The following is a 12765-nucleotide window of genomic DNA, read 5'->3' as shown; positions in this document are numbered from 1 at the left end:
TCGACAGCAAAACATCTTCATTCAACCTGCCCTCTGCTGAAAATTTGCGGATTTTGATTGCCTGTGCATGACTTGGAGTGCAATCTTCCGATTCCATGGTATCGTACAATATCTCCTGTTCTTCTTTCGGCAAATAAGACAGCTCTACCGCCGGACGCATGGCAATTTTCTTGTTATCGACCATTTCAAGGATTTCCGGGATAAGTTCTGTAAGGCGGATATATCTTTGAATCTGACTTCTGCTTTCTCCTACCTGCTCTCCTAGAACTTCTACGGAATATTTTCCTGACTTCTGCCCCAATGGGGTAGAAGTTAAATCCGTTCTCTGTCCTTGTCGCTTCATGGCTTCCAATTTCATTTTATAAGCAAATGCTTTCTCTGACGGTAATATTTCTTCCCTTTGAAGGTTACTGTCAACCATGACAATAACTGCTTCGTCATCACTGAGATTCCTTACTATACAAGGCATATTCTCAAATCCTGCCAGTTCACTCGCCATTTTTCTACGGTGTCCAGAAATCATTTCATACCCGCCTGTTGGCTTCTCTCTGACAAGAGCAGGAACTAATACACCATGTTCTCGAACACTCTCGATAGTTTCCACCATTTTAGCGTCCATTTTTACTTTAAACGGGTGGTCCGGAAAATCACTGATGTCATACACCGAAATATTTTTTACATACTCCTGATTCTTCTGGTCTCTTTCTTCCTGCGTTGTAAAAAGGTCATCGGCTGAGGGAAGATTCATATTTATTTCTCTGCTTTTCGCCACACTGAATCACCTCCCTCGTAAATTCTTCATACGCCTTTGCAACAGTTCCATTCTTGTCATACTCATAAATGCTCTGTCCTGCTGCACTGCTTTCTGCTGCTGTGATAGCCACTGGAATAACAGTTTTGAAAATCCTAATATGCTTTCCATAATTCTCTCTAAGGCTATCCTCCGTTGTCTTTGCAAGTTTTGTCCGCATATCCGCAAGTGTCAGCAATACTCCATCAATCTTCAGGTTGGGATTTAGCTGTCTTTGTACCTTTCCGATTGTTTTCATTAACTGCGTCATGCCCTTTAGTGGAAGATAATGAGCCTGCACCGGAACAATTACGCTGTCTGCGGCAGCCAATGCATTGATGGTCAACATTCCCAAACTAGGCATACAATCAATTAAGATATAATCGTAATCTTTTTTCAAATCTGCCAGATACAGCTTTAGTGTCTGCTCTCTGCTCATGGCATTTACCAGTGATATTTCCATGCCCGATAATTCAATATTAGTTGGAATAATGTCTACCCCTTCTTCATGGTGCAAAATACCTTCATTATACACAAACGGTTCGTCTTGTAATATCTTCTTCATTTGTGTATCCAACGTAATCGGAAGATTATCTGCGTCAGTCCACCCTAATGCGGTTGTTAAATCCCCCTGCGGATCAGCATCGACCAATAATACTTTTCGCCCCTGATGTGCAAGACCAATTCCAAGATTTAATGTCGTTGTGGTCTTGGCTGTTCCTCCCTTCTGATTTGCAAGGGCGATTACTTTACACTTGGTCATATGGTTTCCTCCTTCCTCGAAAAATTTAATAGCCAATCCTTTTTACGGGACTGGCTATGTATAAAAATGGGTACGAAAAACCGATTGACTCTTAATGAACCAATCGGCTATGTAATAACCGACTGATTCTTAATTGAACCAATCGGTTTTTCATTATTTGAAATTTTTTTATAAACTAAATATCTTTTAAAAGTGCAAAAATTTCCTCTATATATTTTTTATGTGTTTCATACGTTTTATTATTTAACAATTTCTTCTTTTCTGTTAATACAGTAACTTTTGCAGAACATTTCATATCTTCTTCAAAATCATTATAATCCATTGTAGCCAAAATAACTTGTGGAAGCATATTCATTTCAAATATCAATTTCAATATTTCTTTACTACTCGTATGACTTGCTTCTTTTGCTCTTGGTGAATCTACTACAAACGGAAATCTTATTGTATTACTATTTAAAGCATCCATTGTTTGGAATAGTCCTGCAACTTGAGCCAAAATAATTTTATTTTCAAGTGTTCCTTGTGCTTTAATTGGATTAAGTAATTTTATTTTTCCATCATATGCCGCATTCCATGCATCTAATTTAATAATATCTAGTCTTACTTCTTCTATATATTTTTCTTCTATTTCTTTTTTGTTAGGAAGTTTTCTCAATTTCTTATCAATTTCCTTAACCTGCTTTTCGCATTGTTTCTGTTGATATACATTATCACCCAATTGTTCATTAAAATGATTTACAGAATCCTTCAGCCCTCTTTGCCTAATATATACTTCATACGAATCCTGTGATTCATCATATATCTTTTCTTGCTTTTCTAATTCTGCCATAGATTTAACGTATTTTTCTTTATATTTCTCCAGTTCTGAGGATATAGAATTAATAATTAACTGGATTTGCTGGCACATATATGTTTCATTATGCACATTATAATTTGAGCGAACAATATCATATATTTCTTCATCAAACATATATCCACATTTAGGACATGTATGTAACATCATTTGTTTATTTTCTATTTCTGTATTAATTTTAATTTTTTTATATTCCTGTATGATTTCCAATTGATGTTCATGTTGTGCCATTGTTGTTTCCAATGTTTGTATTTTATTACGCAAATTTCCAAGTTCTAATACCAATATAGAAATATTTTCTTTTGGAATTTGCAAATTTCTTTCCAATTCATCAAGATTATCTGCCGGTAACAAATTTTGTGTTTCTTCTAACAAAGCTTGTAATGTAATTCGGATTTTTTCTTCTTTTTCTTTAAGTTCCTCCTTTTTTTCTTTTATTCTATCTCTTTGTGCCATCAATTCTATTGTTTCACGATTATATATATTCAAGTGATAATATAATGATTTTATACGATCGTTCTTCTTATATTGATTAAGATTTGAAAAGCTATCATACAATCCACTCCATCCCTTATCTTGATCTATATAATACGGCAAAAAAGTAAATACCGGAGGTGCTAACTCTATTTTCTTAGTTTCTTTATTCGGTAAATAAACCGCAAAAGAAAACAATTCTTCATATTTCTTAGGCAGTTCATACGAAGCACTTTTAGTTAACAATATCAAATTATTTTCTTCAAATAATGCATACCCCTTTTGAAATCTTGCTATTGTATAATTTTTTTCGTTTATACATATATTTACAATATAAACTTTCGTATTTTTATCCCATATATTGTCATAATCAATTTCTGCTCCCATTGCATAATAAAGGGATTTCAGCATCGAAGACTTACCAACATGATTTTCTTGGCTAGTTATTACATTAAATCCCTTTTGAAACTTTTGAAAACGTGCCGTTTTTTCTTTTATGTCAGCTATTAATATGCTTTTAAAATACATCTCATTCATTACCATTTCCTCATTTCATTTATCACAATACATATAATTAATATTCTTATATAAAATTGATTGTAGATAATTTTAACTTTTGGATTTTCTATGTACAATTTATCACATATCTCTCCTGTATATTCCCAAGCAGTCATTCCTGACTCTATTTCATTTTCTTCAACTAATGTACGAACTTTTAGAAAAATACTTTTAAATGATTCTGATCTTCCTTGTGAATCAGTCATAATTCTAGTATATTCGTATGATGCCTTATATTTTTCCTCATCATTTAATCCTACTATCTGCTGCACTTCATCAAACGGTGGAATAGAAATAATCATTGCTTCATCAATTACTCTTGCAAAATCATTTTTAGAAATTCCTTTTTTACATCGTACATCATTATATTCAGCTTGTTCAGGCAACAACTCGTATTGTTGTCTTCTAGTTAAAAGATCTATCATGGTATTAAATATCGTTTTCACAGAATCCATTGTAATTTTAGGATATTTCTTATGTAAAAAAGTTCCCATTTCTTGTTCAACGATTTCTTTATGGCTAGGTATAGATAAAATTGTTCTCATATGAACAAACTTCGATAAATCTATATCTTCTTTCCTAATTCCCTTTTTATTCGCAATATCTTTTTTTATTTCTTCTATTGTAATCGGATTAAATTGATTAAAAGCTGTTTTTTCTGCTGTATATGATTTTGTCTCTCTCTTGTTTTTTCCATTTTCTCCTTTCATTGAGACCGATACTTTTAATGGACAATTTGTGATCAATCCCAATTCCTTTACAATCCATTCCGGTCTCTCCAATTGTGCATACAATTTTGTCAGCCAATCCTCTCTAATTGCCGTACTGATACTAATGGATTCTTCATTCGTTTTCATTTGATAATAACTTACTATTTCAGGATTACTTTCGTTCTCAAACAATGTTATATCATCATAATAATCCAAAACTAAAAGGTAATCTAAATTATCAAAAAACTCAATTGCCATATGAAGTGTCTGACTTACTTGCATTTCAAGGCGATTATAGGACATGCTTCCTGAACCGGTATCTACTGTAATATCATTTTTTATCAGAGCTGTGTTATTTGTAGGTTTTTTCTGACTATCTTTTCCATTTTTCATATGTTTCACTCCTACAATTATATATGTTTTATATTTTTATCTTATCATATATACTACTCATTTTCCATGAATTCAACGAATTTATTACATACCAGCATAGACTTACAAAAAGTTGAGAGTTCTCACGCTCCCACACGCCAAAAGTTGGGGAGTTACACTACTCCCCAACAAAATAAAACATGCAATCTTCGCTCACTTATTTCAGAAGAATGAGGCGAAGTTTCACACGCCAGTTGGGGAATTGAAATTCCCCAACTCACTCCCCAACTTTTACCCAATTCCATGCATAAATAGCGATAATTTACGATAAGTCAAAATTTATTCCCCAACACGCAAAAAAACCTTGAATCATCCCATTTTCATAGGAAATTCAAGGTTTTTCGTTGATTTACATGATAATAATACGGTTCAAATTCTTATGCGAACTGTAAGATTATGCGTTCATCTGAGCTGCAACTTCTGCTGCAAAGTCCTCATTCTTTTTCTCAAGACCTTCACCAGTCTCGAAACGAACGAATCTCTTAAGCTCTACAGGTGTTCCAACTTCTTTGGATACCATCTCAAGATACTTAGCAACTGTCTCTTTGTTCTCAGCTTTTACATACTCCTGCTCTAACAGGCAGATCTCTTTGAGCTCTTTTGCAAGACGTCCAGTAATCATCTTCTCGATGATGTTCTCTGGCTTGTTAGCATTCTTAGGATCATTCTTAGCCTGAGCGATAAGAATCTCTTTCTCGTGCTCTTTGTACTCTTCCGGTACATCATCAGTAGATACATACTTCGGATTCAGAGCTGCTACCTGCATAGCAACGTTCTTAAGAGCCTCTTTAACTCTCTCGTCATTGTTCTCTGTCTTAGCTTCTACTAAAACACCAATCTTTCCTGCTGCGTGGATGTAAGATACAACGATTCCATCCTCAGATACGATTTTCTCAAATCTTCTGATGTTCATGTTCTCACCAATCTTAGCGATCATAGCTGCAAGTTTCTCATCTACTGTCATAGATGTATCAAGTGCCCATTTCTCAGCCTTGAATGCATCGATATCAGCTGCATCTGTGTCTGCTGCCTGCTCAACAACTTCTTTAACAAATGTCTGGAATACTTCATTCTTTGCTACGAAGTCTGTCTCAGCATTAACTTCTACGATTGCTGCAACTTTATCACCATCTTTAATAGTTGTTGCTACAAGTCCTTCAGCGGCAATTCTTCCTGCTTTCTTCTCAGCAGTAGCAAGTCCCTTCTCACGAAGGAATTCAATAGCTTTGTCAAAATCACCATCTGTTGCAGAAAGTGCCTTTTTGCAGTCCATCATTCCTGCTCCGGTCATCTCTCTTAATTCTTTTACCATACTAGCTGTAACTGCCATCTTTTTTGTCCTCCAATTAATTAATGTAATTAATCAATATTATCTGGTTCTTACTCTTCTGTTGCCTCTGCTACTTCTTCAGCTGCTTCAGCTTCCTCGTATACGTCAGCACCAGCCTCGCCCTGATTAGCTTCGATAACAGCATCTGCCATCTTAGAAACGATCAGTTTTACTGCACGGATTGCATCGTCATTTCCTGGGATAACATAGTCAAGCTCTTCTGGATCACAGTTTGTATCAGCGATACCGATAAGTGGAATTCCAAGTGTGTGAGCCTCCTGAACACAGATTCTCTCTTTCTTAGGATCTACTACGAAGATAGCATCCGGGATTTTCTTCATCTCTTTGATTCCGCCAAGGTTCTTCTCAAGTTTCTCCCACTCTTTTTTGATCTGGATAACTTCTTTCTTAGGCAGTACATCAAATGTTCCATCCTCAGACATTCTCTCAATCTCTTTGAGACGGGCAATTCTGCTCTTGATTGTCTTGAAGTTTGTAAGCATTCCTCCAAGCCATCTCTCATTTACATAATACATTCCGCAGCGCTCTGCTTCTACTTTGATTGCATCCTGAGCCTGTTTCTTTGTTCCTACGAAAAGGATTGTTCCGCCCTGTGCTGCAATATCAGATACTGCATAGTAAGCCTCATCAACTTTTCCTACAGATTTCTGTAAGTCGATGATATAGATACCATTTCTCTCTGTGTAGATGTAAGGAGCCATCTTAGGGTTCCATCTTCTTGTCTGATGTCCAAAGTGAACACCTGCTTCTAAAAGCTGCTTCATTGAAATAACGCTCATGTTTCTTTCCTCCAATTGGTTTTTTTACTTCCGCACCGGTATACGTCCTTGAAACCAGTCTTTTTCTTTTGACTGGCACCGTCTCAGACAGCCATGTGCGTGCTTTTTTGCGACCTTAAAATGATATCATAAAACCCTTGCGAATGCAAGGGTTTTTCAAAAACATCATATCGGATTTTTGCATGTTTTATATTTTATATTTTTATATTTTTACATTTTTACAATATCCGTAATTTTTACTACCAGTAACGTCTTACAGCAACAATCGTTCTGTAATATGCGTTGGACGTTTTTATTCCACCTGCCGGATAAGGTTTACTGTTGGAAGCATGTACAATCTGTCCTCCACCAATATAAATTGCGACATGCCCCTCATAACAGACCACATCTCCCGGCATCATATCTGAAACAGCTACAGCTTTTCCGCCATAACGAAGTGATGTAGAATTTCTCGGTGTCGATATTCCAAATTTTGCATGAATCTGCTGCACAAACCCAGAACAGTCAATTCCATTCGTCAGACTGTTTCCTCCATATACATACGGATTCCCTATGTATTCACAGCCTTTGTTGGCAATCTTCTGTCCAGCAGATGCATTGCCCGGCTTGCTTGTATTAGAAGAGCTTCCTGTTGACGGCTTTGTCGTTGTCCCTGTATTTCCGGTCGTTGGTGTGGCCGTACCTGTATTTCCGGTTGACGGTGTTGTCGTACTTACATTTCCAGTCGATGGCGTCGTTGTATTCCCCGTTGACGGTGTTGTATTTCCTCCGGATGGCTTTGCCGTGCCTGTATTGGCTGCTGACCCCACCTGATTAGCCGATGAAATATTTCCCGTCTGATTTTCACTCTTACTCTGAGCTATTTGCTGCTCTTCCTGCATTCTTGCTACTTTTGCATCTCCCTCTGCCTGCGCACTTGCAAGCTGGCTGTCAAAATCTGCGATTTGGGCACGCATCTGGGTTAAAGTTGATTCCAAATTTGCCTGTTGTGAACTCATCTCCTGCGCCATGACTTCCATATCTGCCTGTTCGCCTTCAAGTTCTGTTTTCAAATTCGCAACTTCTTCTTTTGTCTGCACATATTCCATTAGTTTGTTTCGGTCATAACCATGAACTTTCTCGACATACTCAGACTTATTGACTAAATCCGAATAGGATGTTGCAGTCAGAATAGCCTCTGCAAATGATGCATCACCATTTTCATACATATATTTTATACGAAGCTTCATATCTTCATATTGCTTTTGCTCATTCTCTTGCGCAACTGCAAGGTCTTGTCCAACCTCACCAATTCTCACCTGCTGATTCTCAATGTCTTGTTGCAGCGCCTTATAGCTGACCAACAATGAAACCAACTGGGAATTGATACTATCTGCCTGTGCCTCAACCTCACTTTTCTGATTTTCCAGTGTTTCCACCTGATTCTCCGGTTCCGCAAATACTGGTGTTACAAACGCTGTCGTAACAAATAAAGTGCTCACTGCAGCAGAGGCAATAAGCGCCCGAACAACTCGTACTTTCATTTTCTCACCCTTCCTTATTAATTACCCTTTTACATTCAGGTTTCTCCCCCGCCCGAATGTTATACTCCTCATTTGCCTTATACGTTCAGAATACAATAATTTTACTGAATTATCAATAATGAGATTGTTTTTTTCAGACATTTTCAAATGTGACTCACCTATGGTTCAAATATGACTCAATTCAAGAATGCCTCGGAGTTTTTATATCATGGAAATTGTAATTTTCTAAAGATGTTGGGGGGGCAAAAGCCCCAACTATGATGCCTACGGATTGTTCCGTGCTTTGCACTCCCACTGGCATCATGATATTAAAAATGCCAGGATTCAAAAGAAATCCTGGCAAATAAATTCAATATTCTTTTATTAAGGACGTACGATTCTCATATTAGAAGGGACACTTGCTACTTTTACTACATCACCTGTATGTGGTGCATGGATCATCTGACCATTTCCAATGTAAATTCCACAGTGTCCGGATCTTACACACACATCTCCAGGCTGTGGGTTACTCACTGTCGGAAGGGCATTCAATGACGCTGATGTGCAGGAACGTGAATATCTACCTGTCAGGCAGAAACCTACAAGACCTGAACAGTCAAAGGAATTCGGTCCTGTCGCTCCCCATACATACGGTTTTCCAAGTGCAGAATACGCACGGGACACTGCGTCTCCTGATACATAACTTGGAGCATTGTTGCTTGTTCCTTTATTGGAACTATTTCCCTTATTGCTATTACTTGAGCTATTGCTTGATGAGCTGGGAGAATTATTCCTGTTCGATGCAGCCTGCTGTCTTGCTGCTTCTGCTGCCGCTGCCTGTCTTGCTGCTTCTTCCTGCTGTCTCTTCAGCTCTTCTTCCGCCGCCTTACGCTCAGCTTCTTCGATCTGCTGATCCAGATCAGACACCTCTGCCTGTTTAGATGCGATCAGGTTATCAAGTTTCGACTCCTGTGACTCATACTCTGTCTGCATACTTTCAAGCTGTGACTGTTCTTCTTCCAATTGATCTTTCAGATCAGAAATCTTCTGCTTTGTCTCTACGTACTCCTGTAATTTCTGTCTGTCGTAATTATGTACATTACTTACATATTCCGCTTTGTTGACCATATCAGAGAAATCCTCTGAACCAACTAAGCTTTCTACAGCACTCTGATTGCCAGCTTCGTACATATACTTAATACGAACCTTCATATCTGCATACTGTTTCTGTTCTTCTGCCTCGGCATCTTCCAGATCTGACTGTGCCTGAATAATCTCTTCACCTTTACTGCTAAGTTGAGACTCCAGCTCCGTAATCTTTCCCACTACTGTATTAAGCTGGGTCTGGAGTGAACTTACTTCATTCTGTGCGGACTCTTTGCTCTTTTTCAAATCGTCAACAGATGGATCTGCAAAAACCGGTGTCACAAGTACAGAACTGGCAACTGCCGCCGCCAGAATTCTCTTACCTATTTTGTTCATATTCATCTTCCCTCTTTTAATTATTTTTCTTTCGAAAACGCCCCATCGTTATTATACACATTTTTCATAGTTTACGCAACCCGCTACAAATTTGACGCAATCTTTATCATTTTGTGTTCATTTTTTTACCATTTCATATACAATTCCATCAAAGATGTTTAGATATGCTCTTGTATATGACAAATGCCAGTCCTTTCAAAAAAGAACTGGCATTAAATTATTCATTTTCTTATATACTTTATGGACGAACGTACCACATATTAGATGGTACTGCAGATATTTTCACTACATCTCCTGTGTGTGGTGCATGAATCATCTGACCTCCACCTATATAAACACCTACATGCCCAACTCTTACACAAATATCTCCTGGCTGTGGATTACTTACCTTAGTCAAACCAACGAAATCACTGGAGCTATATGTATGTGAATATCTTCCTGTCAGACAGAAACTTACAAGTCCGGAACAATCGAAGGAATTCGGTCCTGCCGCTCCCCATACATACGGTTTTCCAAGCGCAGAATATGCACGGGATACTGTACTTCCGGATACGTAACTACCAGAACTGCTGCTTGATGATGAACTGCTGTTTCCTTTGTTACTGGAACTGCTTGAATTCGAGCTGCTGTTGCCTTTATTACTATTGGAGCTGCTTGAACTATTGGAGCTGCCTGAATTACTATTCGTTGTTGTACTATTCTGAGATGCTGCCTGAAGTTGTTTCTGTCTTTCCTCTTCTGCTTTCTTCTGACGCTCTTCCTCTTCTTTCGCTGCCTTCTCTGCCGCTTCCTGAATCTGTGAATCAAGATCTGCTACTTCTGCCTGTTTTGAATCAATCAGAGTTGTCAGATTAGACTCTTCTGTCTCATATTCTGTCTGCATGCTCTCAAGCTGTGACTGCTCTGTCTCAAGCTGATCCTTCAGATCAGCAATCTTCTGCTTAGTTGCAACATATTCTTCCAGCTTGTCGCGATCATATCCATGTACACTTTGAACATACTCAGCTTTACTTAACAGATCCGAAAAATCTTCTGAGCTTACCAGTGATTCAAGCGCTGTTGCATCACCAGCCTCATACATATACTTGATACGAAGCTTCATAGCCGCATACTGTGTCTTCTCGTCTTCCTGTGCCTGCTCCAGATCTGCCTGCGCCTGAATAATCTCTTCACCCTTTGTTGTAAGATCAGCTTCCAATTGAGTAATCTTACTTACAATACTCTGAAGCTGTGACTGAAGTGAGTTTACTTCACTTTGCGCTGATGCCTTACTCTTCTGAAGATCATCTACTGAAGGTGCTGCCAAAACCGGTGTAACTACTAAACTGCTCGTAATTAATGCTGCCAGTATTCTTCTTCCAAATTTATTCATATAAAAACTTCCTCACTCAAATGTATACAATTTTATATAGTTTTGCTACTACATCTAGATGTTATTATACATGAGTCAGTACATATTTGCAATATTTTTTAACATTTTTGTAACATTTGGGCCAGTCAAGCCATGCAGGAAAATAAATATGGGGTGAGAAATCAAGCTTGTTTGAAGTTCTCACCCGATACTTATTTTGTTACTGTACATTCATATTCGTATATCCCATCAGGCTGACATCGATTTCCTGTGCGGCTTCTCTTCCTTCGCGGATTGCCCATACAACCAGTGACTGACCTCTGTGCATATCTCCCGCTGTGAACACCCGCTCCACATTTGTATGATACTCACCTGCCGGTGTTGCCACATTTGTACGCGCATTGACTTCCACGCCAAATGCTTTTGTCACATATTCTTCACTTCCAAGAAATCCTGCTGCGATAAGTACAAGATCTGCCTGTACTGTATACTCAGTTCCCGGTATCTCAGTCATCATCATGCGTCCGGTTTTCTCGTCTTTCTTCGGCTCCAGCTTCACAAGTGTGACCTTGCAGAGATTTCCTTCCTTATCTTTGATGAACTCTTTGACCGTTGTCTGATATACACGCGGATCATGTCCGAAGACTGCCGCTGCTTCTTCCTGACCATAGTCTGTTTTGCAGACTTTTGGCCACTCCGGCCACGGGTTGTTATCTGCACGAGTATCTGGTGCTTTGGGCATCATTTCTACTTGAAGAACAGATTTTGCGCCATGTCTCATAGAAGTTCCGATACAGTCATTTCCCGTATCACCTCCGCCAATAACGATAACGTGTTTTCCCTTTGCAGAAATGTATGTGCCATCCACCAGTTTCATATCATTTGCCCACAATGCTTTTGTCGTGGACTTCAGGAAATCGACTGCGAAATAAATTCCTTTTGCGTCCCGTCCCGGTGCTTTGATATCTCTTGGATGAGAAGCTCCACAGCAGAGAACTACACGGTCAAACTCTTTTAATATAGAAGAAGCTTTTTTATCTTTCCCGATATTGCAATTTGTTACAAATGTAATTCCTTCTTCTTCCATAATATTTACCTTACGGTCAATATACTGTTTTTCCAGTTTCATGTTTGGAATTCCATAGCGAAGAAGTCCTCCGACTTTGTCTTCCCGTTCAAACACTGTCACGCTATGTCCTCTTCGGTTCAGCATATCTGCCACAGCAAGTCCGGACGGTCCTGATCCCACAACAGCTACTTTCTTTCCGGTTCTGACTTTCACCGGTCTTGCCGCAGCGTATCCTTTTTCGTAAGCATTTTCAATAATACTGTACTCATTCGCTTTTGATGATACTGCATTTCCGTTGAGTCCACATGTACATGCTGCCTCACAAAGTGCAGGACATACCCTGGAAGTGAATTCCGGAAAATTATTCGTCTTTTTTAACCTATAATAAGCCTCTTCCCAGTTGCCGTGGTAAATCAGATCATTCCACTCCGGTACCAGGTTATGGAGAGGGCAGCCACTTGCCATCCCCATAATCATCTGTCCTGCCTGGCAGAACGGAACGCCACACGCCATACATCTTGCGCCTTGGCGCTCCTGTTCTTCTTTTGACAAAGGTGTGTGGAATTCGCGGAAATGCTTGATTCGCTCCTTCGGTGACTCTGCCGGCTTATCCTGTCTTTCATATTCCATAAATCCTGTTGGTTTTCCCAC

10 protein-coding genes are annotated in these 12765 nt (G+C 38.8%); all 10 read right to left on the bottom strand.

Annotated features, from left to right (window positions below):
* Positions 1-772 (bottom strand): ParB/RepB/Spo0J family partition protein (locus LI149_RS05025; RefSeq protein WP_227143039.1); only part of this gene is annotated, 772 nt, incomplete at its 3' end.
* Positions 726-1553 (bottom strand): ParA family protein, encoded by an 828-nt coding sequence (locus LI149_RS05020; protein ID WP_227143038.1) that lies wholly within the window; start codon positions 1551-1553, stop codon positions 726-728. The genes LI149_RS05020 and LI149_RS05025, both read right to left, overlap by 47 nt.
* 175 nt (positions 1554-1728) lie before the next feature.
* Positions 1729-3417 carry a hypothetical protein gene (locus LI149_RS05015; RefSeq protein WP_227143037.1) on the bottom strand — a complete coding sequence of 563 codons (1689 nt, stop codon included), beginning with the start codon at positions 3415-3417 and terminating at the stop codon, positions 1729-1731.
* Positions 3417-4541 (bottom strand): dsDNA nuclease domain-containing protein, encoded by a 1125-nt coding sequence (locus tag LI149_RS05010; protein WP_227143036.1) that lies wholly within the window; start codon positions 4539-4541, stop codon positions 3417-3419. The genes LI149_RS05015 and LI149_RS05010 overlap by 1 nt, the downstream gene beginning before the upstream one ends.
* 433 nt (positions 4542-4974) lie before the next feature.
* A complete protein-coding gene (gene tsf, locus LI149_RS05005) occupies positions 4975-5910 on the bottom strand; it encodes a translation elongation factor Ts (RefSeq protein ID WP_117495728.1) in 936 nt (311 codons plus the stop codon).
* A gap of 50 nt (positions 5911-5960) precedes the next feature.
* Entirely contained in the window at positions 5961-6710 is a 750-nt protein-coding gene (gene rpsB / locus LI149_RS05000; RefSeq protein ID WP_022278765.1) for a 30S ribosomal protein S2, read from the bottom strand.
* 239 nt (positions 6711-6949) lie between these two features.
* Entirely contained in the window at positions 6950-8233 is a 1284-nt protein-coding gene (locus tag LI149_RS04995) for an NlpC/P60 family protein (RefSeq protein WP_227143035.1), read from the bottom strand.
* 363 nt (positions 8234-8596) lie between these two features.
* Entirely contained in the window at positions 8597-9694 is a 1098-nt protein-coding gene (locus tag LI149_RS04990) for a C40 family peptidase (RefSeq protein WP_227143034.1), read from the bottom strand.
* Between the two features lie 238 nt (positions 9695-9932).
* Entirely contained in the window at positions 9933-11066 is a 1134-nt protein-coding gene (locus tag LI149_RS04985; protein ID WP_119196377.1) for a C40 family peptidase, read from the bottom strand.
* 199 nt (positions 11067-11265) lie between these two features.
* On the bottom strand, positions 11266-12765 hold the full coding sequence (locus tag LI149_RS04980; protein WP_005340097.1) for a glutamate synthase subunit beta: 1500 nt from the start codon (positions 12763-12765) through the stop codon (positions 11266-11268).

The sequence above is a fragment of the Dorea sp. 210702-DFI.3.17 genome, from assembly GCF_020560825.1.
Taxonomy (GTDB): Bacteria; Bacillota; Clostridia; order Lachnospirales; family Lachnospiraceae; genus Dorea; species Dorea formicigenerans.
This window is presented reverse-complemented; position numbering and strand designations above follow the sequence as displayed.